Raw genomic sequence first — 23,265 nt, forward strand, 5'->3', positions numbered from 1 at the left:
GAGAAGGTGACGGCGCTCGCGCCCTGGTTCCACAACATCGATCTGGGCGGCGGCGTCGAGACCGCGCCCGACCATTTCCTCGGCGACTATCCGCGCTTCAAATATGCCCGTTTCGCCGACGCGTTGCCCACCGACCTGAGCGGCAAGACCGTGCTCGACATCGGCTGCAACGCGGGCTTCTACTCGGTCGAGATGGCCAAACGCGGCGCGGCCCGGGTGCTCGGCATCGATGCGGACGAACGTTATCTCGCCCAGGCGCGGCTCGCGACGGCGACGCTGGGGTTCGCGGATGTCGAGTTCCGCAACCTCTCGGTCTATGACGTCGGCGCGCTCGGCGAGCGGTTCGACCTCGTGATCTTCATGGGCGTGCTCTACCATCTGCGCCATCCGCTGCTCGCGCTCGATCTCATCCGCGAGCATGTCGCCGGCGATCTGATGCTGTTCCAGACGATGCAGCAGGGCTCCACGGCGGGCTGGCAGCCGATTGAGGATCATCCCTTCCACAAGCCCGGCACGTTCGAGCCGCCCGCCTTTTTCGACGCGGTGGCCTACCCCAAGATGCACTTCATCGAGCGGCGGTTCGCCGGCGACTGGACCAATTGGTGGGCGCCCAACCGGGCCTGCTCGGAGGCGATGCTGCGCGCCGCCGGCTTCACGGTCGAGGCGCATCCCGAAGATGAAGTGTATCTCTGCCGGGTCGCGCCGGTGCCCTATGCCGAGTGGGGTCCGGCCGCGGTCTATCCGGCGCGGGAGGCGGCGCGATGACCGTCGAAGCCGCGATGATCTGGAACGAGCCCAACAACAAGTCGCACTGGGATCCGGCGCTCGACCCCGACTGGTCGATCTTCGCCGACACGGTGACGCTCGCCGGCAAGGCGATCGCGCGCGTCAACCCGGCGCTCACCCGCGTGCTCGGCGGCATGAGCCCGATCGACCCGCTCTGGGTGCGGCGGATGCAGGGCCATGGCGGGCTCGACCAGGTCGACGTGGTGGCGGTGCACGGCTTTCCGCTCGACTGGAACCTGTGGTCGATCCACGATTGGCCGGCCAAGGTCGCCGAGATCGAGGCGGTGACCGACAAGCCGGTTTGGGTGACCGAGGTCGGCGTCGGTTCGTTCGGGGCGGAGGAGGTGCAGGTCTTCGGCGTGCAGCGGACCGCCGAGCTGCTGATCGGCCGCGTGCCGCGTGTCTATTGGTATTCGCTGATGGATCTGCCGATGGAATGGGGCGCGACGACCCGCCATCGCGAGGCCGAGGGCTCCAGCTATTACCGGCATTTCTACATGGGCCTGATCCGCGCCGACGGGACACCCAAACCGGCGCTGGAACATTATGCGCGAGTGGCGGGCGAGATGGGGCTGATGCAGTGGTTTCATTTCGAGGATCCGCGGCTCGACGACGCGGTCCGCTGGATGAAGCGGCTGGGGACGAAGCGGCTGCGCACGGGGCTGAGCTGGGCCGATCGTCACCGCCCGGGCGCGCTCGACTGGTTCGATCGGCAGATGGCGGCGCTGGCCGATTTCGACCTGACCGTCACCTTCTGCTTCACCCCCGAGCATCTCGGCGTCGAGCCGCACCACACCAGCCCCGCGCGCGATCCGCAGCAGTTCGCCGACTTCTGCCAGGAGATGATCGAGCGCTATGCGCCGGCGATGGTGCGGGCCGCCTCGGCAGCGGCCTGACGCGGCGGCTCAGCTGCGCCAGGGCGAGCTTACCACCATCAGCCGCGGCCCGGCATGCGCGAGCAGCGCGGTGCGCAGGCGGGCGGCGCGGCGCGAATGGAGCAGCCGCTCCCACCAGTGACGGAGCACCAGCTCGGGGATGAGGATCGCCACCGAGCGCCCGGGCGTGTCGGCGTCGATGCGGTCGACCAGCTCGAGCAGCGGCCCCTGGATGTCGCGATAGGGCGCGGCGATCTGGACCAGCCGGGGCGGTCGCTGGCCGGTTTCGCGCACCGGTGCGGCGATCTCACGCTCGAAGGCGCGCCGGCGTTCGGCGATCCGCTCGTCCTCGTCCGGTCCGCCGAGGCTCAGCAGATGGACGGCAATCACGTCCGGCGACAAGGTCATCGCGAACCGCAGCGCCCGATCGGTCATGCGGTTGCGTTCCTCATAGGCGACCAGCACCGTCGGCGGCTCGGTCTCCTCGACGCTGAATGCCTCCCGGCTCCGCAGCCGGTGGTTGAGCCGGGAATAATAGCGCTTTACCGCGAGCAGCACGCCGATCGCGAGCGGGGCCGCCAGCACCACGATCCACGCGCCTTCCAGGAACTTGGCCGCCAGGATCACCGCGAGCGCGACCATCGTCGTCCCCGCGCCGAGCGCGTTCAGGGCCAGCCGGCCGGCATTGCGGCCTTCCTGCTTGCGCCAATGCGCCACCATGCCGAGCTGGCTCATCGTGAAGGTGAGGAACGCGCCGATCGCGAACAGCGGGATCAGCCGGTCGGTGATGCCGCCGAACACGATCAACAGCCCGCCGGCCGTGACGGTCAGGAACAGCACGCCCACCGAGAAGACCAGCCGCCGATCCGCCACGGCGAAGGCGCGCGGCAGATAATCGTCGAGCGCCACCAGCCGGCACAGCCGCGGGAAGCCGACGAAGCTGGTGTTGGCGGACAGGCACAGCACCGCGAGCAGGCTCGCCATGGCGACGTAGTAGACGACGCCGCGGCCCGCGATGGCGGCGGTGAGCTGCGACAGCACGCTCTGGTAACCGGGCTTGGCCTGGTCCATCGCGCCGAGGCCATAGCCGTGCGCCACCAGCGCGATGCCCGCGAGCAGCAGCCCGAGCACCCCGCAGATGAGGGTCAGCGTCCAGTGCGCGTGCCTGACTACCGGCTCCTTGAACGCACCGACACCGTTCGACACCGCCTCCACCCCGGTCATCGCGGTGCAGCCCGCCGCGAAGGCGCGCAGCAGCAGCCACAGCCCGACCGCCTCGGTGCCGCGGGCGAGCGCAGGCGGCGGCACGACAGGATGAGGATGGCCGCCGGTTAGCACGATCTGCGCCACGCCCCAGGCGATCAGCGCGAGGAAGCTCGCAATGAAGACGTAGGTCGGCAGCGCGAACAGCCAGCCCGCCTCGCGCGTCCCGCGCAGGTTGGCGAGCGCCACGACGGCAAGGACGCCGAGGCACAGCGGGAGCGTCCAGGGATGCAGCGCCGGCACCGACGAGGTGAGCGCGCCGACCCCCGCCGAAATGCCCACCGCCACGTTCAGCACGTAATCGATCATCAGCGCCGCGGCCGCCACCAGCGAGGCGGCGGCGCCGAGATTCTCCTTGGCGACCGTGTAGGCGCCGCCGTTCGACGGGTAGGCGACCACCGTCTGCCGGTACGACAGGTACAGAACCACCAGCAGTACGACGATCGGCGCGATCACCCAGCCGACCCAGGCGAGGCTCGCTGCGCCGAGCGGAATCAGAATGGTGAGCGCCGCTTCCGGCCCGTAGGAAGATGAGCCCAACCCATCCAGCCCCATCGCCGGCACCGCCGCCACCCAGCCGATCTTCTGCTCCTCCCCTTCGCGGTTGGCGAGGCGGCGGCCGAGGAGCAGATCGATCATCTTCATTGCTGGACCTAACGCCGCTGTCCCGACTTGGTTCTGGACGCGTCGCCGCCGAGCGGGCATCGGCACCGGCGATGAGCGAGATGATGGATGCGGCGGTGCTGACGGCGCCCGGAAACATGGACCTGGCCCAGGTCCCGGCGCCCACGCCCGGCCCGGGGGAAGTGCGGGTGCGGCTGGAAGGCTGCGGCGTCTGCGCCTCCAATGTCGAGCCCTTCGAAGGCCAGCCGTGGTCCAGCTTTCCCGGCGAGCCCGGCGGGATGGGGCATGAAGGCTGGGGCGTCGTCGACGCGGTCGGCGACGGGGTGACGACGCCGGCGATCGGGGATCGCGTGGCGTTTCTGGGCGGCTGGAGCTTCGCGGGCCGGGAGGTGGTCGCGGCCGACCGGACGGTGACGCTACCCCCTGCCCTGTCCGGCCGGCCGATGCCCGGCGAGCCGCTCGGCTGCGCATTCAACATCTTCCGGCGCAGCGCGATCGAGCTGGGCCAGACGGTGGCGATCGTCGGCATCGGCTTCCTCGGCGCGGTGCTGACCAGGCTGGCGAGCGACGCCGGCGCGCGGGTGATCGCGATCTCGCGGCGCGCGGAGTCGCTGGACCTCGCGCGGCGCTACGGCGCGGCCGAGACGATCCCCATGCACGATCACCATGCGATCATCGCCGAGGTGCAGCGGCTCACCGACGGCCGCGGCTGCGATCGGGTGATCGAGGCGGTGGGCAAGCAATGGCCGCTCGATCTTGCCGGCGAGCTGGTCGCCGAGGGCGGCCGGCTGGTGATCGCGGGCTATCATCAGGATGGCCCACGTCAGGTGTCAATGCAGATGTGGAACTGGAAGGGCATCGACGTGGTCAACGCCCACGAGCGCGATCCTGCGGTGCAGATGCGCGGGCTGCGCGAGGCGATCGACGCGGTGGCGAGCGGCCGGCTGGAGCTCGCGCCGCTGCTGACCCACCGGTATCCGCTCGCGCAGGTCGGTGCGGCGATCGCGGCGACGCGCGACAAGCCGGCGGGTTTCGTGAAGGCCTGGATCGATCTCGACCCGTCATGAAGCGCATCGGATTTCTCGGCACCGGCTGGATCGGGCGGCACCGGATGGCGGCGATGCTGGAGACGGGCCTGGTCGCGGCGGTCGGGATCGCCGATCCTTCGCCGGAGATGGCCGCGGAGGCGCACGCCCTCGCGCCCGACGCGGCCGTGGTCGAAGGGCTCGACGGCCTGCTCGCGCTCGACCTGGACGGCGTGGTGATCGCGACCCCGTCCGCGCTCCATGCCGAGCAGTCGATCAAGGCGCTCGACGCCGGCGTGGCGGTGTTCTGCCAGAAGCCGCTGGGGCGCAACGCCGGCGAGGCGGAGGCCGTGATCGCCGCGGCGCGGGCCATGGATCGGCTGCTCTGCGTCGACTTCTCCTACCGTTACACCGCCGGCATGCAGGCGATCGCGCCGCTGGTCCGCGACGGCGCGCTGGGCGAGCTGTTTGCGGTCGATCTGACCTTCCACAACGCCTACGGCCCGGACAAGCCCTGGTTCTACGACCGCGCGCAATCGGGCGGCGGGTGCGTGATGGATCTGGGCGTTCACCTGGTCGACCTCGCGCTCTGGGCGCTGGACTTTCCGACAGTCGAGGGCGCCGTCGCGGCCGAGCTGCGCGCCGGCGGCCAGCTGCTGTCGTCCGGATCGAGCGAGGTGGAGGACTATGCCGCCGCCCAGTTCCGGCTGGCGAACGGCGTCGCGGTGCGGCTCGCCTGCTCCTGGCGACTGCATGCCGGCCAGGATGCGGTCATCGAGGCGGCGTTCTACGGCACGCGCGGCGGCGCGGCGCTACGCAATGTCGCGGGCAGCTTCTACGACTTCACCGCCGAACGGTTCGACGGCACGCGCGCGGAAGGGCTGACGCAAGGTCCGGACGACTGGGGTGGGCGCGCCGCGGCCGACTGGGCGCGCCGTCTGGCGGGGGGCGAACGCTTCGACCCCGCTACCGCGGAGCTGGCGCAGGTCGCCCGCGCGCTCGATGCGGTGTACGCCGCGGCAGGCTGACCGCCCAACCGGCTTATCTCACATCCTCGGTTGCCCCCACCTCGTCGGCGGGGCAGGGCCTGCTCATGCGCAGCCTGCTCGCCATCCTGCTGACCCTGCTCCCGAGCCTGGCGACGGCACAGACCGTCGCGCCGGGCGCCTGGGACGTCACCTCGACCGTTGTCGAGTTTTCTATTCCCGGCGTGCCGAGATTCCTGCAACGGATGGCGCGCGGCAAGGCCAAGGCCGAACACAAGCGTCTGGCGGCCGGCCAGGGTGTGGCCGAACTGCTCGCGCCGGATCCCAAGGCGAATTGTCACGTCGACAGCCAGAGCATCGCCGACGGCCGCTACGCTCAAGGGCTCACCTGTCCGCAGAAGCGCGGCGAGCCGGTCCGCATCGTCCGGACCGGCATTTATGACGCGACCGGCTTTACGGGTCGCGCCACCGTGACGGGGACGACCCCGCGAGGGGCGCTGCGCATCGCGCTCGACCAGCGCGCCGCCCGCGTCGGCCGCTAGCGGCGGACGGCCTTTCGCAACGCCTTCAATCTCGGTCTGCGGCGCGTCCGCCGATCCCGCGTTCCCGCGCCCAGATTACCGCCGCGCTACGCCGATTGACGCCGATCTTGGCATAAAGACGCGACACATGGTTGCGCACCGTGTTGCCGGACAGGCCCAGGCGACCGGCGATCGCCCGGTCGTCGAGCCCCTCGCACAGCAGCTCCAGCACCTCGCGCTCGCGCCTGCTCAGCTCGCCCGTCGCCGGCGCCGACGCGACGCCGCTACCGCGCAGGGTGGCGAGCTTGTCCATGATCGAGCGGCTGAACCAGCTCGCATCCTTCATCACGGCCTCGATCGCCTCGACCAGCTCGATCTCGCTGTGGCGCCGCGCGGTTACATCCTGATAGAGCCATAGCACGCAGCGCTCGCCGCGGACGTCGACCGCCTCCGCGGAAACGAGACAATCGACGGGATCGCCGTCCTTCGGCAGGATGCGGACGTCGCACGTCCGGAGCCCGCCGCGGCGTTCGATCTCCTCCTCCATGGATTGGCGCAGGGCTGCGTCGTTCCACAGCTGGAAGTCGTCCGCCACGCGACCGACGAGCTCATGCCCGGTCCTGCCGGTCAGCCGTGAAAACGCCTCGTTGACCTCGACGAGGCGATGATCCGGCAGCAACGTGACCGCCATCGCCACCGGCGCGAGCCGGAACATCGTCGTCGAGCGGTGCTCGCTCGATCGCAGCGCGTGCTCCGCCTTCCGCCGCGGTTCCAGATCGGCGAAGGTGAACAGCATGCAGGCCTGCTCCGCCACCTCGATCGGCTGGCCGGCAAGGATCACGAGCCGCGTCGAACCGTCCGGCAGCGGCAGCTGCGCCTCAACCTGCGGAATGGTCGCGCCGGCCGCCAGCCGCTCGGCGACATAGGCGTGGCGCTCGGCCCGGGCGAGAATGTCGAGGTCGCGCAGGTGCCGCCCCTCGATCGCGTCGCGCGGGCAGCCGCACAGCTCGGCGAAGCCCGCGTTCACGCGGATGTAGCGCTGGTCCGCCAGGCGCAGGATCAGGGCGGGCGCCGGATTGGCCTGGAACATCGCCTCGAACCGCGCCTCGGCGTCATAGCGCTCGGACACGTCCTGGATCACTAGCGCCAGGCAATCGGGGTCACCGCCGTCCTCGTCCATCACGACGTCGTGGACGGCGTGGGTCCAGCGCGGCTCGTTGGTGCCGATCGGCGCCACTTCGACTACCATGTCGGGGAAACTCTCGCCCGCCAGCATCCGCATGATGGGGTATTCACGCTTGGGCAGGCGGTGGTGGTTGCGGTAGCGCAGGCAGAAACGCTGGCAATAGTCGTCGGCGGTCGCGCCCAGCTCCTCGCGATTGCCGACGCCATGCATCCGCAGCGCGGCGGCGTTCGCCCCGATCAGCGTGCCGGACGGATCGACGAGGATAATGCCGGCGGTCAGGTCGGCCATCAGCTGCTCCAGGTGGCGCAGCGTCGGCGGCGGGGGCGTGTTCGTCCGATCTTGTCCCATGTCGTGAAAGCGCCGTGATCCTCGCGGAGTTCCTGGGTACAACCCCATATGCTACCAACGGCATCGTTACATCAGCACCTATCGATGCCCGAACTGCAGCAGCGTCCGCTGAACGTCCTCTCGCAATCGGCGTTGATGCAGCCGGACTATCCAGGTGCACCGGTATTCCGCCGCGTGTGCAGCGAAGTCGGAGGGTAACATGGGTCTTCTCGTTCTTCTCGTCGTCGGCGGCATCATCGGCTGGATCGCCAGCATGATCATGCGGGACAACACCGGCCTCTTCCTCAACATCGTCGTCGGCATCGTCGGGGCGATCCTGGCCGGGTTCATCGTCACCCCGCTGATCGGCGGCGCGCCGATCACCAGCGGCGTCATCGGCATTCAGTCGATCATCGTGTCGCTGCTGGGCGCGATCGTGCTGCTCGCGATCATCAACCTGGTCCGTCGCGGCTCCGTGCGCTGAGCGGCGATCGCTCGGGCGGCGGGCAGCGCGGATCGACGCCCCCGGCGCCCGGGCGGCCCCATCTCATCTACCGGGGCGTTGATCCGCGCACACGATAAAAGTTCACCAAGGAGAGAGCTATGCGCATCTCGATTATCCTGGCCGCCGCGGCGGCGACCGTGGCCACGGGCGCGTTCGCCCAGGCCAACGCGGGATCCCACAACCCGGCGATGAAGAACGCCGCGGTCCATACGACCGCGATGGCGGCCAAGGGCCGCAACTCGTTCACCGAGGCACAGGCGCGCGGGCGCATCGCCAAGGGCGGCTACAGCGCGGTGAGCAAGCTCACCAAGAACCGGAACGGCGTCTGGCAGGGCACGGCGATGAAGGGCGGCGCCAAGGTGAACGTCGCGCTCGACTACAAGGGCAACGTCACCGTCCATTGATCCCCAATTACGGAGAGCGACCATGTCAAAGACCATCACCCGCCTGTTCGACGATTACTCCGATGCCACCGCCGCAGTGCGCGAACTGGAGGGGCTGGGCATCAGCCATGACGAGATCAGCATCGTCGCCAACAACGCCCATGGTCGCGAGGTGAACGATCACGACGGCGTCAACGATCACGACGGCGTCAACGACCACGGCGACGTCAGCCGCGGCACCTCGACGGGCGCGCTGCTGGGCGGCGCGGGCGGTCTGCTGGCGGGCCTCGGTCTGCTGGCGATCCCGGGGCTGGGCCCGGTCGTCGCCGCCGGCTGGCTCGCCGCCACAGCGGTCGGCGCGGGCATCGGTGCGGCGGGGGGCGCCGCGACCGGCGGCCTCGTCGGCGCGCTCAAGAACAGCGGCCACAGCGAGGAGGAGGCGAACGTCTATTCCGAAGGCGTGCGGCGCGGCGGCACGCTGGTCAGCGCCAAGGTGGCCGACGGCCATGTCGCGCAGGCCGAGGCGGTGCTGGACCGTAACAAGTCGGTCGACGCGACGACCCGCGGCGCCGCATATCGCCAGTCCGGCTGGAGTTCCTTCGATGCCGATGCTCCGGCGTACACACGCGATCAGGTCGACCAGGAGCGTAACCGCTACGGGGCCACGGCCGCAGCAGGCGTTGACCGATATTGATGGCGTGCCGCAGCCCGGTCCTGGGTCATCCGCCGGAGCGCTGGTTCAGAGCGCGCCGGCGGCCGGCGAATTAGCTCGCTACGGCCGACAATCGGGGCGGGAGGTCGTTCGATCTCCCGCCCTCGGCTGTGTGTCGGCCGCATTCGGCGCCTGTCGCCAGCGCGCGCATTCGAGCCGGATTCATGCTTGAAATGGCCGAAACGGCCCCCAGATCACCGCTGCGGCGCCGGATGGGCCGCACGGGCGTCGCGCCATCGGCGGGCGCTCGGTCAACATCAACTCGCTCAGCAGAGGATTTGATATGCGACTCGATCTCACCCCCTATCGCCGCTCGACGATCGGTTTCGACCGGCTGTTCGACATGCTCGAGACCAGCGCCCGCGGCACGACCGCAGACAATTACCCGCCCTTCAATCTCGAGCGACTGGCCGAGGATCGCTATCGCATCACGCTCGCGGTCGCCGGTTTCACCCGCGACGAAATCGACATCACGGCGCAGCAGAACCTGCTGCTGGTCGCCGGCCGCAAGGATGATAAGGCGCCCTCCGGCGATTTCCTTCATGTCGGCATCGCCAACCGTTCGTTCGAGCGCCGCTTCGAACTGGCCGACTTCGTGCTGGTGCAGGATGCACGACTGAACGACGGGTTGCTGGTGATCGACCTGGTTCGTGAGATCCCCGAGACGATGAAGCCCAAGACCGTGGCGATCAAGACGGGTGCGCCGCTGGCCGCCGTCGAGAATGCGACCGACACGGCGCAGGCCGCGTAATCGACCTCAGGCAAGGCTCCGGCGATAATCCGGGGCCTTGCCTTTCTCAGGCGGCGATACGCCGAGCCGAGTTTGGCGCGATCGCGGGCAGCGTTCTCAAGCCGGGCCGGGCAAACCAGTAACCCTGCTGATACCGGATGCCCAAGTCGCGCAGCACGCGGTACTCCGCCTCGGTTTCGATGCCCTCGGCGATCACCGCGATATCCATCTTGGTGAGCATCCTGACGATGCCTTCGACGATCAGCCGCCGCGGCAGGCTTGCGTCGATGTCGCGGATCAGCTCCATGTCCAGCTTGACCAGATCGGTCTGGAAGCGGGCGAGCAGCCCCAGCCCGGCATGGCCGGCGCCGAAGTCGTCCAGCGCGGTCGCGAAGCCCATCCGGCGATAGCTGTCGACGATATTGGCGACATGCGCGGTATCGGTCATCTGCTCGTTCTCGGTGAACTCGAAGATCAGCCGCCCGGTCGGGAAACCGACGGCGCGTGCGGTCTTGAGGGTCACCTGGATGCAGGCGACGGGCGAGTAGATGGCGTTGGGCAGGAAGTTGATCGACAGCCTGGCCCCGGTGTCGATGATGCCCGCGGCCACCGACTGCTCGATCGCGGCGATTCGGCACTGCTGATCGAAGGCGTAGCGGTCGGCCGAGGTGACGCGGGACAGGACCTCGGCCGCACCCTCGCCATTGTTGCCGCGCAGCAGTGCCTCATAGGCATAGGGTCGCCCGGTCTCGACATCGACGATCGGCTGAAACGCCATCGACAGGCCGAAATCCTCCGCCCGTGTCCGGCAACCCTCACACGTCATGCTGACCTTGCCTCGCTTGACCGAACACCGCGACTAGCGGCCAGTGCCTAAGAAGGCGTTTCCGGTCAGACCAGCCGGCTCTGCTTCACCGCCGCGGCGATGAAGCTGGCGAACAGCGGGTGCGGGTCGAACGGCTTGCTCTTCAGCTCCGGGTGGAACTGAACGCCGACGAACCAGGGGTGATCGGGGCGCTCGACGATCTCGGGCAGCGTGCCGTCGGGCGACATGCCGCTGAACACCAGCCCGCCCTTCTCCAGCGCGTCGCGATAGCCGGTATTGACCTCGTAGCGATGCCGGTGGCGCTCGCTGATCGTGGTTTCGCCATAGATGGTCGAGACGACCGAGTTGCCGTCCAGCCGCGCCTCATAGGCGCCGAGCCGCATCGTGCCGCCGAGATCGCCCGCCGCCTCGCGCTTTTCCAGCCCGGCAGGCCCCATCCATTCGGTGATGAGACCGACCACCGGCTCGGACGTCGGACCGAACTCGGTCGAGGAGGCCGCGGCGATGCCGGCCAGGTCGCGCGCGCCTTCGACGCACGCCATCTGCATGCCGAAACAGATGCCGAAATATGGCACCCGACGCTCGCGCGCGAAGCGGACGCTGGCGATCTTGCCCTCCGCGCCACGCTCGCCAAACGCGCCGGGAACGAGGATCGCGTGGCAGGGCTCCAGCGCCCCGGCGACGTCCTCCCCCTCGCCCTCGAATAGCTCGGCGTCGATCCAGCGGATGTTGACGCGCACCCGGTTGGCGATGCCGCCATGGACCAGCGCTTCGTTGAGCGACTTGTAGGCGTCCTGCAGCCCGACATATTTGCCGACGACACCGACGGTCACCTCGCCCTCGGGGTTGGTCAGCCGGTCGACGATGTCGCGCCAGCGGCCGAGATCGGGCGCGGCGCCGGGCTCGATCCCGAAGGCCCGCAGTACCTCCTCGTCCAGCCCCTCGGCATGGTATTGGAGGGGGACCGCATAGATGCTCTTGGCGTCCAGCGCCGGGATCACGGCGGAGGCCGGCACATTGCAGAACAGCGCGATCTTCGCGCGCTCGGACGCGGGCAGCGGCTGCTCGCAGCGGCACACCAGCACGTCGGGCCGGACGCCGAGCGCGGCGAGCTCGCGCACCGAATGCTGGGTCGGCTTGGTCTTCAGCTCGCCGGCCGCCGAGATGTAGGGGACGAGCGTGACGTGGACCGACACCGAACGGCCGCGGCCCAGATCATTCCTGAGCTGGCGGATCGCCTCGATGAAGGGCAGCGACTCGATATCGCCCACCGTGCCGCCGATCTCGCACAGCACGAAATCCAGATCGTCGGTCTCGGCACGCGCGAAGGCCTTGATCGCGTCGGTGACGTGCGGGATCACCTGCACCGTCGCGCCGAGATAGTCGCCGCGGCGCTCGCGCTCGATGATCGTCTTGTAGATGCGGCCGCTGGTGATGTTGTCCGACTGGCGCGAGGCGACGCCGGTGAAGCGCTCGTAATGTCCCAGATCCAGGTCCGTCTCGGCGCCGTCGTCGGTCACGTAGACCTCGCCGTGCTGGTAGGGGCTCATCGTCCCCGGATCGACGTTCAGATAGGGATCGAACTTGCGGAGGCGCACACGGTAGCCACGCGCCTGCAGCAGGGCGGCGAGCGAGGCGGCCATGAGGCCTTTGCCGAGCGAAGACACCACGCCGCCGGTAATGAAGATGAACCGGGCCATGGGAACCATCGGATAGCGGCAAACGGACGCGCGCGGCAAGCACCCGCGCGACGGAAGATCGCTCGCGCCGGCGGATCAGTGGGCGAGCGGGACCGACGAGTTGTCGGGGGGCGACGCCGGCGCGGCGGCATTGGGCGCGGCAGCGGGCGGCGCGCCGGGATCGATCGCCGGCGGCGGCACCGCGGTGGGCGCGGTCGCGGCGCGGCGGGCGAGCGAGGTGTCGAGCGCCTGATTGTGCCGGGTGGCTGCCAGGAAGGCGAGCAGGATCGAGAGCGCCACGAACAGCGCCGCGGACACCGAGGTGGCGCGCGTCAGGAAATCGGCCGCTCCGCGCGCGCTCATCAGCCCGGACGGGCTGCCGCCCATGCCCAGGCCACCGCCCTCCGAGCGCTGCATCAGGATGAAGGTCACCAGCACCGCGGCGACGATCGCGTGGAGGACGAGCAGGAAGGGAAACATGGCGCGGGCGTGCTCTTTCTGACCGGGACGTCGGCGGGGACATAGGCGAGCCCCCCCGCGCGATCAACCGCGCCGCCGGTCCGCCGGTCTGCCCCGCAATGTGCCGGGCCGCGCGAAACCAGGGCTTCGGCAGGGCGTTATGGTGGGGCACACGATCGGAAAAGAGCGATGCGCTTGGCGACGGCCGGCCCTACCCTGTCGAACTGGATGGCCACGCTGGTGGACTATGTCCGCTCGGGCGAGCCCGACCTCACCAACCGGCAGATGGCCCTGCTGATGGTGGTCTACCTCAATCCCGGGCCACACACCGTCCGCGGTCTGGCGCGCGCGCTCAACGTCTCCAAGCCGGTGGTGACGCGCGCCTTGAACAGGCTGGGCGCGCTCGGCTATCTGCGCCGCCAGCGGGACGACAGCGACAAGCGCAACATCTTCGTCGCGCGCACGTCCCAGGGAGCCGAGTTTCTTGAAGAGTTCGGGCAATTCATCGGCGAACGAGACCCCCGGCCCGCGCTCTTCCATCACGTCGCCGCGTAGCGTCTTCGCGCTCACCGGCCCTTCCGTGCGCTTTGACCCGCAGACGCACGCCGTGCGCGGCGACCTGGCCGATGTGCGGCTGGCGGCGCAGGTGTTCGCGCCGCACTACGCCGCGCCGATCACCTGTGTGGCGGGGCGAACCGCGGGCGTGTTCGCCGAGCGCGACGGCGGCGAACGGCTGGCCGAGCTGGCGCCCGGCGACGCGTTCGAGCTGCTCGAGCTAGCCGGTATGCATGGCTGGGGCATCGCCACGGCGGCGGGCCGCGTCGGCTATGTCGACCGCGCCGCGCTGGAGCTGGCGTGACCGTCTGCGTCTTCATCGATGGGGCGGCGGGGACCACGGGCCTGGAGATCGCCGACCGGCTGGCGGGGCGGACCGACCTGTCGCTGCTGACGCTCGAGGACGCGCGGCGCAAGGATCCGGCCGCACGGCGCGAGGCGCTGAACGACGCCGACGTCGCGATCCTGTGCCTGCCCGACGACGCGGCGCGCGAGGCGGTGGCGCTGATCGACGGGACGACGCGGGTGATCGACGCCTCCAGCGCACACCGGACGGCCGACGGCTGGACCTATGGCTTTCCGGAGCTGGGGTTCGAGGTGGCCGACGCACGCCGGGTGGCGAACCCGGGCTGCTATCCGACTGGCTTCCTGGCGCTGGTCGTGCCGTTGCTCCGTGCCGGTCTCCTGCCCCCGGACTGGCCGCTGACCGTCAATGCCGTTTCGGGCTATTCCGGCGGCGGCAAAACGCTGATCGAGCGGTTCGACGCGGCGCCCGATCTGGCGTTTCGCGATTATGGCTTCGGCCTTGCCCACAAGCATGTGCCCGAGATGACCGTTCATGCCGGGCTGAGCCATCCTCCGGTGTTCGCGCCGATGGTGTCGCGCGCCTATCGCGGCATGATCGTCGAGGTGCCCTTGCCGCTCGTCGCGCTGCCGGCGCGGCCGAGCCGGCGGGCGATCCACGACGCCTTGGCGGCCTTCTTTGCAGGCTGGCCGCTGATCCACGTCCATGACGAGGCGCCCGACGAGCTGCTGATGGCGAGCGGCGCGGCGCCGAGCGACCGCCTCGATCTCTACGTCTTCACCGACGCGGCGGAGACGCAGGCGCGACTGGTGGCGACGCTTGATAATCTCGGCAAGGGCGCCGGCGGCGCTGCCGTGCAAAGCCTCAACCTGATGGCCGGGCTCGATCCGCTCGCCGGCCTCGTCCTCTAAGCAAAGGAGCGCCCATGCCGCGCGATCCCGTCAACAAGCTTCTCCTGTTCGGCGCGACCGGCGATCTCGCCCAGCGCATGCTGCTGCCGTCGCTGTATGGCCTGCACGCCGACGGCCTGCTGCCGCAGGGGCTGACGATCGTCGGCGCGGCGCGGACCGAGCACACCGACGACAGCTATCGCGAGTTCGCGAAAAAGGCCCTCGACAAGTTCCTGCCCGAGGATCGCAAGGACGAGTCGGCGGTCGACACCTATCTCCAGCGGCTGGCCTATCAGCCGATCGACATGAGCGACTTCGCCCAGTTCAAGCCGCTGGCGGAAAAGGTCGGCGATGTGACGGGCGGGCTGGCGATCTATCTATCCACTGCGCCGTCGCTGTTCGAGGCCGCCATCACGGGATTGGAACAGGCCGGGCTGGGCGGCCCGACCGTCCGGATCGGGCTGGAGAAGCCGCTCGGCTATGATCTCGCGTCGAGCCAGGAAATCAACGACGCGGTCGCCAAGGTCTTCCCGGAGGACCGCACCTTCCGCATCGATCACTATCTCGGCAAGGAGACGGTGCAGAACATCATGGCGCTGCGCTTCGGCAACACCTTCTTCGAACCGATCTGGAATGCCCGCGGGATCGAGAACGTCCAGATCACCATTGCCGAGACGGTGGGGCTGGAAGAGCGCGCCGGTTATTACGATGGCGCCGGCGCGCTGCGTGACATGGTCGCCAACCACATCCTGCAGCTGCTCGCGCTCGTCGCGATGGAGCCGCCGGCGCGCTACGACAAGACGGCGATCCGCGACGAGAAGGCCAAGGTTTTCCACTCGCTGCGCCGCATCACGCCCGAGGACGTGGGCAAGGTCGTCGTCACGGGGCAATACGGCGCCGGGGCGTCCGGCGGCGAGATCGTCAAGGGCTATACGGACGAGCTCGGCAAGGCATCGGACACCGAGACCTTCGTCGCGATCAAGGCCAATGTCGACAACTGGCGCTGGCAGGGCGTTCCCTTCTACCTGCGCACGGGCAAGCGCCTGCCCGTCCGGCGCAGCGAGATCGCGATCCAGTTCAAGCCGGTGCCGCACTCGATGTTCGCCGGGCGCGGTGGCATGCTCCAGCCCAACGTACTGGTAATTAGGCTGCAGCCGGAGGAATATATCCAGCTGCTGGTGATGGCGAAGGAGCCGGGGCTCGACCGGGACGGCGTCAAGCTGCGCGAGGTGCCGCTCAACCTGTCGCTGGACGCCGAGTTCGCGGGCGCGCGGCGGCGGATCGCGTACGAGCGGCTGCTGCTCGACCTGATCGAGGGCGATCAGACGCTGTTCGTGCGGCGCGACGAGGTGGAGGCGCAATGGACCTGGATCGATTCGATCCGGGCCGGCTGGTCGGCGAACGGCACGCGGCCCAAAAGCTATGCGTCGGGCAGCTGGGGACCGTCTGCCGCCATCGCGCTCACCGAGCGGGACGGCGTGACGTGGCAGGATGATTGAGATGCAGGCGCTCAAGCGAGGACGACGTTGATGACCGAAGAAGTCGAATGGTGGGAATATGACGACGCCACCGAACTGGCCGAGGCGGTGGCGGGCGATGTCCAGTTCGTGATCGAGAGCGCGCTCGACGCGCGGGGCGGCGCGGTGATCGCGCTCGCCGGCGGCAAGACGCCCGCGCCGATCTACGCCAAGCTGGCCGCGGCCAAGCTCGACTGGAAGCGCGTCACGATCGTGCCGGGCGACGAGCGGATCGTGCCGCTGGGCGACCCGCTGTCCAACGTGACGATGATCGCCAAGACCTTCCTGCCCAAGGGCGCGCGGGTGATGCCGATCGTCCCAACCGCGACGCCGGACTACAAGGCGGCCGGCCGCTCCGCCGACGCGCTGCTGCAGGACCTGCACTGGCCGCTCGACCTCTGCCTGCTCGGAATGGGCGAGAACGGGCATACCGCGTCGATCTTCCACGGCCCCGATTATGACGAGGCGCTCTCGGGCCCGCGCGAGCGTCGGGCGCTGGGCGTCATGCCCGAGCCGCTGCCCGAGGAAGCGCCGGTGCCGCGCGTCACGCTCTCGCGGCAGGGGATCGTCACGGCCAAGGCGCTGACCATCGTCATCACCGGCGCCAAGAAGCGCGAGGTGCTGGAGCAGGCGCTGACGGCGGGTGAGTCGTCCCCCTACCCGATCGGCCGCGTGCTCGCGGGCGCGGAGCAGCCGGTGGATATCCACTGGATGGCGTGAGCGGGGCCGCGACGCCGACCGAAGTTCGCTGGGGCGGTTAAACCGCAGGTTTCGCCGCTGAGTTCGTCATCCCCGCGCAGGCGGGGATGACGGCCTGGTCACATGAACCTCCCTCAGATCCCGTGCTCTTTGCGGTACGCCCGCCATTTCGCGACATTGGCGTTATGCTGCTCCAGCGTGTTCGCGAACACGTGCCCGCCCGACCCGTCGGCCACGAAATACAACGCCTGACTCGCCGCCGGATCGAGCACCGCGTCGATTGAGGCGCGGCCGGGATTGGCGATCGGCCCCTTCGGCAGCCCGCGCTCGGCATAGGTGTTGTAGCCATTCTTGGCGTGCAGCTCGGATGCCAGGATGCGGCGACCCAGGGGCTTGCCCTTGGTGATGGGGTAGATGACGGTCGGGTCGGCCTGCAACGGCATGTCGCGCTTCAGCCGGTTGCCATAGACCGCCGCCACCAGCCGCCGCTCGGACGGCTTGCCGGTTTCCTTCTCGACGATCGAGGCGAGGACGATCGCCTCGGCGGGGGTCTTGACCGCGATCCCCGGTTTGCGGTGCGCCCACGCCTCGGCGAGATAGGTCCGCATCGCGCGCTGCATCCGTTTGGCCACGCTCGCACGCGTGTCGCCCTTGCCGAACGCGTAGCTGTCGGGCAGCACCGAGCCTTCGGGCGGCAGCGGCGCGGGACCGGTCAGCCCGTCGGCATGCTCCAGCGCCTCCTGCACCAGCACCGCCGGCCAGCCCTCCGGCACGACCACCAGGCGCTGCATCGTGCGGCCGCTTTGCAGCAGGCCGAGCAGGCGGGCGGCGCTGATGTGGGCGGGCAGGCGGTATTCGCCCGCCTTGACCCCGGCGCCCGAACCAAAGGCGCGCGCGAACAGCCGGAAGGTGCGGGCGGAGCGGATCGCGCCCGCCTTCTCCAGGTCGCGCGCGGTAGTGGCGAGCGTGGCGCCGTCGGGCACCTGGAAGGCGAGCGTGCGCGGGTTCGGCCCCGCGCCGCTCCAGCCATGAACGACCCAGAGCAGCGCGGCAACGGCGATCAGCGCCGCGGTCAGCCCGGAGCAGCCGAGCCGCCTCACCCGGCCTGCCCGCCGGCTCGCGCCGTCACACTGCCCTCATCACCAGCGACGCATTCGTGCCGCCGAAGCCGAAGCTGTTGTTCAGCACCGCCCGGATCGGCCGCTCCTTCGCCCGATGCGGCACCAGATCGACACCCGCGCAATTCTGGCTGGGATTGTCCAGGTTGAGCGTCGGCGGCGCGATCTGGTCGCGCAGGGCGAGCATGCAGAAGATCGACTCGACCGCGCCCGCGCCGCCGAGCAGGTGGCCGATCGCCGACTTGGTCGAGCTCATCGACAGGCCGCCCATCGCATCGCCGAACAGCCGCCGCACCGCGCCCAGTTCCAGCTCGTCGCCCAATGGCGTCGAGGTGCCGTGCGCGTTGATATAGTCGATGTCGTCCAGCGCCAGCCCGGACTTCTTCATCGCCATCTGCATCGCGCGATAGGCGCCCGAGCCTTCCGGGTGCGGCGCGGTGACGTGATAGGCGTCGCCCGACAGGCCATAGCCGATCACCTCGGCATACATCTTCGCACCGCGCGCCTTGGCACGCTCATATTCCTCCAGCGCGACGACGCCAGCACCCTCGCCCATGACGAAGCCGTCGCGGTCCTTGTCGTAGGGACGGCTTGCGCGCCACGGCTCGTCTCGGAAGCCCGTCGACAGCGCGCGTGCCTGGCCGAAGCCGGCGATGCCGATCGGGCAGATCGCGCCCTCCGCGCCGCCCGCCAGCATGACGTCGGCATCGTCCATCGCGATCATCCGCGCCGCATCGCCGATCGAGTGCGCGCCCGTCGAGCACGCGGTCACCACCGCGTGGTTCGGTCCCATCAACCCGTATTTGATCGAGACCTGGCCGGAGATGAGGTTGATGAGGCGGCCGTGGACGAAATGCGGGCTGACGCGCTTGGGCCCCTTCTCGGCCAGCACCAGCGATTCGCTCTCGATCCCCGGCAGCCCGCCGATGCCCGCGCCGATCGAGCAGCCCGCGCGGAACCGCTCCTCCTCGCTCATGTCGAGCAGGCCGGCGTCCTCGATCGCCTGCCCAGCGGCGTCGATGCCGTAGACGATGAAGGGGTCGACCTGGCGCTGCACCTTGTGGTCGACGCGCTTGTTCGGATCGAACCCGTAGGCGTGATCCGCGGGTTTCACCTCGCAGGCGTAATTGGTGTGGTAATCGGTCGCGTCGAAGCGCGTGATCGTGGCCGCACCCGATCTGGCGGCGGTGATGTTGGCCCAAGCCGTCTCGACGTCGCTGCCCAGCGGCGTGACGAGCCCCAGTCCGGTGACGACGACGCGACGCATCCCTTATCCCTCTCGTGCCCTGACGAAAACGGCTCCCGGCCCGTGGCCCGGGCGGGAGCCGTTCGAAACCTTCGTCAGCCGTGGCTCAGCCCTGATGCTCGTCGATATAGGCGATGGCGTCCTTGACCGTGGTGATCTTCTCGGCGGCGTCGTCGGGGATCTCCACCCCGAACTCCTCCTCGAACGCCATCACCAGCTCGACGATGTCGAGCGAGTCCGCGCCGAGATCGTCGATGAAGCTGGCATCCTCCGTCACCTTGTCGGCCTCGACGCCGAGGTGCTCGACGACGATCTTCTTCACGCGGTCGGCGGTCTCGCTCATGGTCTTCCCTCTTGGGTGTGGTGTTTCCTGAACGTCCGTAGAACGCAGGGCGTTGCCGTGCAAGCGGGGGACGGATCCAGATCAGGACGGCGCCCGCCCGTCACCCCAGCATCGCCATGCCGCCGTTGACGTGCAGCGTCTGCCCGGTGACGTACCCCGCCTCGCGCGACGCGAGATAGACGACGGCCGCGCCGACATCCTCGCCGCTGCCCAGATCGCCCGCAGGAATGCGGCCGAGCAGCGCCGCCTTCTGCGCCTCCGGCAGCCCGTCGGTCATTGCCGAGCGGATGAAGCCCGGCGCCACGCAGTTGACGGTGATCCGCCGGCTGGCGAGTTCCTGCGCCAGGGCCTTGGACATGGCCGTCAGCCCGCCCTTGGAGGCGGCGTAGTTGGCCTGGCCGGGATTGCCCGTCGCGCCGACCACGGAGGTGATGGAGACGATCCGTCCGAACCGCTGCTTCATCATCGGCTTGGCGGCGGCGCGGATCAGGCGGAACGCCGCCTCCAGATTGACGCGGATGACGGTGTCCCACTCGTCGTCCTTCATCCGCAGGACGAGGTTGTCGCGCGTCACCCCGGCATTGTTGACCAGGATGTCCAGTCGCCCGCCCAGCGCCGCCGCCGCGGCGGGCACGAGATGGTCGACCGCGACCGAATCGGCCAAATCCGCCGGCACCGCGACATGCGCGCCGCCGAGCTCGGCGCGAAAGGCGGTGAGCTTCTCCGCATTGGAGCCGGACAGCGCCAGCCGCGCCCCCTGCCCCGCCAGCGCGCGGGCGATCGCCGCGCCGATGCCGCCCGACGCGCCGGTGACGAGCGCGGTCATGCCAGTGAGATCGAACATGGTGTCGCGTCCTGCCGTGAGGCGCCGGTTCTTACCGTTTTCCAGAGATTGGCGTCACCCGCCAAAGCGCGTTGCATCCACGATAGCGTTTGAGCCCGATCGCGCGCGCGCCGGCGTCGTAGAGTACCGACCAATGGAAATAGGGGGCAAACCCAGCGAGAGGCGGGTGTCGACACTACCCGGCGCGCCGAACAGCCCGCTCGCCTGGTCGCGGCGGCCGATCGTCACCGCCATGCTCTGCGCCGACGCTCCGGCGCCGACGGTGATGGTCGCGGGGGTGCCGTTGGGCCATGGCCGGAACGGCGCGGCGCGGAGCACGCGCAGGCCCGCCGCGCCGCTGTCGAAGAAGGCGCGGCCGCAGATCCTGTCCGGGCCGGTCAGACAGCCGGGCGTCGTGCCGTCGGCATCCACCCCGAGCCGGACATAGCCGGCAAGCTCGGCGTCATCCGGATTGAGAATGATGCGCCCCTGCTCGGCCGCCGAGCGTGGCAACTCGATGATCCAGCGACGGACGCCGAGCTGCGCGAAGGGATTGTCGATCGGGTCGCGCTTCGGCCGGATACCGAGGATCGCCGCGAACCCCTGGCCGGCGATGCCGTCGCCCTGAATGCCGTAAGCGGACAGATCGGCATGAGCGACCGGACAGTCCGGGTGATCCCTGGTGCAGCCCACCGTCGTGACGCGCATCACCTCACCGGTCCGGCGACCGCGCCCGCGACGACCGGCACGGTAACCGCCTCGCCCGCGAAGCCCGTGCCGGCCCCAAAGCTGTAGGTGACGCGCGCGCCGTTCGTCGCCCGCCCGGCAGCGCTCAGCCCGCGGGGTAGCACGCGCAGGCCGGTGGAGCCGGTGTCGATGCCGACCTCGACTACCTGCCCGTCGATGCTGAGCGTCGTCGCGAAACGCCGATCGCCATTGGGCAAATCGACCTCCCGCACCGGCAGCTCGGCGCGTTGCGCGAGCGCCGGCGCGGGCAGCAACGCCAGCAGCAGGAGCACCGCGCGGATCACAGCGCCGCCGCCAGCGCCTCGATCTCGTCCATCGTCGTCACGCTGGTCGCCGTGGCGTCCGGCGCGATCCGCTTGACCATCGGCGTGAGCACCTTGCCGCCGAACTCCACGAACTCAGTCACCCCCGCCGCGACCATCGCCAGCACCGATTCGCGCCAGCGCACCATGCCGGTGACCTGCCGGACCAGGGCGACGCGGATCTCGGCCACCGTCGCGATCGGCGCGGCGTCGACGTTGCAGTAGAGGGGCAGCAGCGGCGCGCCCAAGTCGGCGTCGAGCAGCGCGTTCTCCATCACCTCGGCGGCGGGCTGCATCAGCGCGCAGTGGAAGGGCGCGGACACCGGCAGCAGCACCGCCCGCTTCGCCCCCAGCTCCTTCGCCAGCGCGACCGCGCGCTCGACCGCGGCGCGGTGGCCGGAAATCACCACCTGCGACGGATCATTGTCGTTGGCGACGGTGCAGGTCAGCGCGGCGCCCCCTTCCGCCAGCAGCGCGTCGACCGCGGCGCCGGCGATGACGCCCGCCAGCGCCACATCCGCACCGAGCAGCGCCGCCATCGTCCCCACTCCCACCGGCACCGCTTCCTGCATCGCCTGCCCGCGGGTGCGCAGCAGCCGCGCGGCGGTCGGCAGGTCGATCGTCTGCGCGGCGCAGAGCGCGGAATATTCGCCCAAGCTGTGGCCGGCGACATAGTCCGCCTTCTCCGCCAGCCGCACGCCGCCCTCGCGCGTCAGCACCCGCAGCGTCGCGATCGCGTTGGCCATGATCGCGGGCTGGGCATTCTCCGTCAGCGTCAGCTCGTCGGCCGGCCCCTCGGCCATCAGCCGCGACAGCTTTTCGCCGAGCGCGTCGTCGACTTCCTCCAGCACCTCGCGCGCCGCAGTGCTCGCCGCCGCCAGCGCCGCGCCCATGCCGACCGCCTGGCTGCCCTGGCCGGGAAAGATGAACGCGCGCATGGGCTTCCTCTCTTATGCTGCTGCCCCGTCGTTAGGAGCAGGAGGAGGCGCGCGGCAAGAGTTGCGATACGGTGGCGTTTGGGCTAACTACAGCGGCAGCGGGCGAAGGCGTTGAGCTGTTCGCCCGCTTTGATTTGCACGACAGCCGGAGGGGCGCGGCATGGGGCCGCACCAGCGATCGGCATGGAGAATGAAGCACATGGCTCTTTACGAGCACGTCTTCCTTGCGCGCCAGGATCTGGCGCAGGCGCAAGTGGACGCGATGGCGCAGGCCGCCACCGACATCGTCATCGCCCATCAGGGCCGGGTGACGAAGACCGAGACTTGGGGGCTGCGTTCCCTTGCCTATCGCATCGCCAAGAACCGCAAGGCGCATTACGTCATGCTGGAGCTGGATGCGCCGGGCGATACCGTCGCCGAGCTGGAGCGCCAGGCGGCGATCAACGAGGACATCATCCGCTACATGACCGTCAAGGTCGATGAGGGCGAGGCCGGCCCGTCGGTGATGATGCGCAAGCAGGAGCGCGACCGCGAGCGTCGCGCCGACCGCGAGGGTGGTCGTGATGGCGGCCGCGACGGTGGTCGCGATGGCCGTGATGGGGGCCGTGACGGCGGCCGCGATGGCGGTGCCCCGCGCGCGCGCCGTGACGAGGAGAACGCATAATGGCTCGCCCCTTCTTCCGCCGCCGCAAGTCCTGCCCCTTCTCGGCCAAGGATGCGCCCCGGATCGACTACAAGGACGTGCGCCTGCTGCAGGGCTTCGTCTCCGAGCGCGGCAAGATCGTGCCGAGCCGGATCACGTCGGTCTCCGCCAAGAAGCAGCGCGAGCTGGCCGTCGCGATCAAGCGCGCACGGCACCTGGGCCTCTTGCCCTACGTCGTGAAGTGAGGAGCTGA

At 69.5% G+C, this 23,265-nt stretch carries 28 protein-coding genes; 16 read left to right on the forward strand and 12 right to left on the reverse strand.

Going from position 1 to position 23,265, the window contains the following annotated elements; translation table 11 throughout:
• Both ACFE64_RS06925 and ACFE64_RS06930 read left to right on the forward strand, forming a co-directional pair.
• On the forward strand, positions 1-765 hold a 765-nt coding region (locus tag ACFE64_RS06925), incomplete at its 5' end, for a TIGR04290 family methyltransferase (RefSeq protein WP_375391730.1).
• A complete protein-coding gene (locus ACFE64_RS06930; RefSeq protein WP_375391731.1) occupies positions 762-1,682 on the forward strand; it encodes a beta-xylosidase in 921 nt (306 codons plus the stop codon). The genes ACFE64_RS06925 and ACFE64_RS06930, both read left to right, overlap by 4 nt.
• A gap of 9 nt (positions 1,683-1,691) precedes the next feature.
• Here ACFE64_RS06930 and ACFE64_RS06935 read toward each other — a convergent pair whose 3' ends face one another.
• Positions 1,692-3,569, reverse strand: a complete 1,878-nt coding sequence (locus ACFE64_RS06935; RefSeq protein ID WP_375391732.1) for an APC family permease — start codon at positions 3,567-3,569, stop codon at positions 1,692-1,694.
• 71 nt (positions 3,570-3,640) lie between these two features.
• Between ACFE64_RS06935 and ACFE64_RS06940 the strand changes: the two genes are divergently transcribed.
• The 3 genes from ACFE64_RS06940 (at position 3,641) to ACFE64_RS06950 (ending at position 6,101) form a co-directional block, all read left to right on the forward strand.
• The gene (locus tag ACFE64_RS06940; RefSeq protein ID WP_375391733.1) at positions 3,641-4,615 is read left to right on the forward strand and encodes a zinc-binding dehydrogenase; all 975 of its coding nucleotides are present in this window, start codon (positions 3,641-3,643) and stop codon (positions 4,613-4,615) included.
• Entirely contained in the window at positions 4,612-5,601 is a 990-nt protein-coding gene (locus ACFE64_RS06945; protein WP_375391734.1) for a Gfo/Idh/MocA family protein, read from the forward strand. Before ACFE64_RS06940 ends, ACFE64_RS06945 begins: the two co-directional genes overlap by 4 nt.
• Positions 5,602-5,666: 65 nt before the next feature.
• The gene (locus ACFE64_RS06950; protein WP_375391735.1) at positions 5,667-6,101 is read left to right on the forward strand and encodes a DUF3617 domain-containing protein; all 435 of its coding nucleotides are present in this window, start codon (positions 5,667-5,669) and stop codon (positions 6,099-6,101) included.
• A 25-nt stretch (positions 6,102-6,126) separates the two neighbouring features.
• On the opposite strand, the gene ACFE64_RS06955 is transcribed toward ACFE64_RS06950, so the two are convergent.
• Entirely contained in the window at positions 6,127-7,554 is a 1,428-nt protein-coding gene (locus ACFE64_RS06955; RefSeq protein ID WP_375391736.1) for a PAS domain S-box protein, read from the reverse strand.
• A 259-nt stretch (positions 7,555-7,813) separates the two neighbouring features.
• Between ACFE64_RS06955 and ACFE64_RS06960 the strand changes: the two genes are divergently transcribed.
• From ACFE64_RS06960 to ACFE64_RS06975, 4 genes are all read left to right on the forward strand, one after another.
• Positions 7,814-8,077: a GlsB/YeaQ/YmgE family stress response membrane protein gene (locus ACFE64_RS06960; RefSeq protein ID WP_375391737.1), complete on the forward strand. Its 264-nt coding sequence runs from the start codon at positions 7,814-7,816 to the stop codon at positions 8,075-8,077.
• Between the two features lie 119 nt (positions 8,078-8,196).
• Positions 8,197-8,502, forward strand: coding sequence for a hypothetical protein (locus ACFE64_RS06965; protein WP_375391738.1), 306 nt, complete (start codon positions 8,197-8,199; stop codon positions 8,500-8,502).
• Between the two features lie 22 nt (positions 8,503-8,524).
• Positions 8,525-9,175, forward strand: a complete 651-nt coding sequence (locus ACFE64_RS06970) for a hypothetical protein (protein ID WP_375391739.1) — start codon at positions 8,525-8,527, stop codon at positions 9,173-9,175.
• A 301-nt stretch (positions 9,176-9,476) separates the two neighbouring features.
• The gene (locus tag ACFE64_RS06975; protein ID WP_375391740.1) at positions 9,477-9,944 is read left to right on the forward strand and encodes an Hsp20 family protein; all 468 of its coding nucleotides are present in this window, start codon (positions 9,477-9,479) and stop codon (positions 9,942-9,944) included.
• A gap of 46 nt (positions 9,945-9,990) precedes the next feature.
• Here the strand turns inward: ACFE64_RS06975 and ACFE64_RS06980 are convergent, their stop codons facing one another.
• The 3 genes from ACFE64_RS06980 to secG all read right to left on the reverse strand — a co-directional run bounded on the left by ACFE64_RS06980 (position 9,991) and on the right by secG (position 12,908).
• Positions 9,991-10,749: an EAL domain-containing protein gene (locus tag ACFE64_RS06980; RefSeq protein WP_375391741.1), complete on the reverse strand. Its 759-nt coding sequence runs from the start codon at positions 10,747-10,749 to the stop codon at positions 9,991-9,993.
• 65 nt (positions 10,750-10,814) lie between these two features.
• A complete protein-coding gene (locus ACFE64_RS06985) occupies positions 10,815-12,449 on the reverse strand; it encodes a CTP synthase (RefSeq protein ID WP_375391742.1) in 1,635 nt (544 codons plus the stop codon).
• Positions 12,450-12,524: 75 nt separating this feature from the next.
• Positions 12,525-12,908: a preprotein translocase subunit SecG gene (gene secG, locus ACFE64_RS06990; RefSeq protein WP_375391743.1), complete on the reverse strand. Its 384-nt coding sequence runs from the start codon at positions 12,906-12,908 to the stop codon at positions 12,525-12,527.
• A gap of 207 nt (positions 12,909-13,115) precedes the next feature.
• Between secG and ACFE64_RS06995 the strand changes: the two genes are divergently transcribed.
• From ACFE64_RS06995 to pgl, 5 genes are read left to right on the forward strand one after another with little or no spacing between them, the layout of a single operon-like run.
• The gene (locus ACFE64_RS06995) at positions 13,116-13,442 is read left to right on the forward strand and encodes a MarR family transcriptional regulator (RefSeq protein ID WP_375391744.1); all 327 of its coding nucleotides are present in this window, start codon (positions 13,116-13,118) and stop codon (positions 13,440-13,442) included.
• Positions 13,443-13,467: 25 nt separating this feature from the next.
• On the forward strand, positions 13,468-13,746 hold the full coding sequence (locus ACFE64_RS07000) for an SH3 domain-containing protein (protein ID WP_375391745.1): 279 nt from the start codon (positions 13,468-13,470) through the stop codon (positions 13,744-13,746).
• Positions 13,743-14,657 (forward strand): N-acetyl-gamma-glutamyl-phosphate reductase, encoded by a 915-nt coding sequence (gene argC, locus ACFE64_RS07005; RefSeq protein WP_375391746.1) that lies wholly within the window; start codon positions 13,743-13,745, stop codon positions 14,655-14,657. The genes ACFE64_RS07000 and argC overlap by 4 nt, the downstream gene beginning before the upstream one ends.
• Before the next feature lie 14 nt (positions 14,658-14,671).
• On the forward strand, positions 14,672-16,135 hold the full coding sequence (gene zwf, locus ACFE64_RS07010) for a glucose-6-phosphate dehydrogenase (protein WP_375391747.1): 1,464 nt from the start codon (positions 14,672-14,674) through the stop codon (positions 16,133-16,135).
• A 30-nt stretch (positions 16,136-16,165) separates the two neighbouring features.
• A complete protein-coding gene (gene pgl / locus ACFE64_RS07015) occupies positions 16,166-16,873 on the forward strand; it encodes a 6-phosphogluconolactonase (protein WP_375391748.1) in 708 nt (235 codons plus the stop codon).
• Between the two features lie 113 nt (positions 16,874-16,986).
• Here the strand turns inward: pgl and mltG are convergent, their stop codons facing one another.
• From mltG to fabD, 7 genes are all read right to left on the reverse strand, one after another.
• A complete protein-coding gene (mltG, locus tag ACFE64_RS07020) occupies positions 16,987-17,952 on the reverse strand; it encodes an endolytic transglycosylase MltG (protein ID WP_375391749.1) in 966 nt (321 codons plus the stop codon).
• A 25-nt stretch (positions 17,953-17,977) separates the two neighbouring features.
• Positions 17,978-19,237: a beta-ketoacyl-ACP synthase II gene (gene fabF / locus ACFE64_RS07025; protein ID WP_375391750.1), complete on the reverse strand. Its 1,260-nt coding sequence runs from the start codon at positions 19,235-19,237 to the stop codon at positions 17,978-17,980.
• A gap of 85 nt (positions 19,238-19,322) precedes the next feature.
• Positions 19,323-19,559: an acyl carrier protein gene (locus tag ACFE64_RS07030; RefSeq protein WP_375391751.1), complete on the reverse strand. Its 237-nt coding sequence runs from the start codon at positions 19,557-19,559 to the stop codon at positions 19,323-19,325.
• A gap of 100 nt (positions 19,560-19,659) precedes the next feature.
• Positions 19,660-20,403, reverse strand: coding sequence for a 3-oxoacyl-[acyl-carrier-protein] reductase (gene fabG, locus ACFE64_RS07035; RefSeq protein WP_375391752.1), 744 nt, complete (start codon positions 20,401-20,403; stop codon positions 19,660-19,662).
• Positions 20,404-20,457: 54 nt separating this feature from the next.
• A complete protein-coding gene (locus ACFE64_RS07040; RefSeq protein ID WP_375391753.1) occupies positions 20,458-21,090 on the reverse strand; it encodes a hypothetical protein in 633 nt (210 codons plus the stop codon).
• On the reverse strand, positions 21,090-21,413 hold the full coding sequence (locus tag ACFE64_RS07045) for a hypothetical protein (RefSeq protein WP_375391754.1): 324 nt from the start codon (positions 21,411-21,413) through the stop codon (positions 21,090-21,092). Before ACFE64_RS07045 ends, ACFE64_RS07040 begins: the two co-directional genes overlap by 1 nt.
• Positions 21,410-22,369, reverse strand: a complete 960-nt coding sequence (gene fabD, locus ACFE64_RS07050) for an ACP S-malonyltransferase (RefSeq protein ID WP_375391755.1) — start codon at positions 22,367-22,369, stop codon at positions 21,410-21,412. Before fabD ends, ACFE64_RS07045 begins: the two co-directional genes overlap by 4 nt.
• A gap of 199 nt (positions 22,370-22,568) precedes the next feature.
• On the opposite strand from fabD, the gene rpsF reads away from it, so the two are divergent.
• Entirely contained in the window at positions 22,569-23,033 is a 465-nt protein-coding gene (rpsF, locus tag ACFE64_RS07055; RefSeq protein ID WP_375391772.1) for a 30S ribosomal protein S6, read from the forward strand.
• Positions 23,033-23,257: a 30S ribosomal protein S18 gene (gene rpsR, locus ACFE64_RS07060; RefSeq protein ID WP_095996642.1), complete on the forward strand. Its 225-nt coding sequence runs from the start codon at positions 23,033-23,035 to the stop codon at positions 23,255-23,257. The genes rpsF and rpsR overlap by 1 nt, the downstream gene beginning before the upstream one ends.
• Positions 23,258-23,265: the final 8 nt, after the last annotated feature.

This window comes from uncultured Sphingomonas sp. (assembly GCF_964250165.1).
Taxonomy (GTDB): domain Bacteria; phylum Pseudomonadota; class Alphaproteobacteria; order Sphingomonadales; family Sphingomonadaceae; genus Sphingomonas.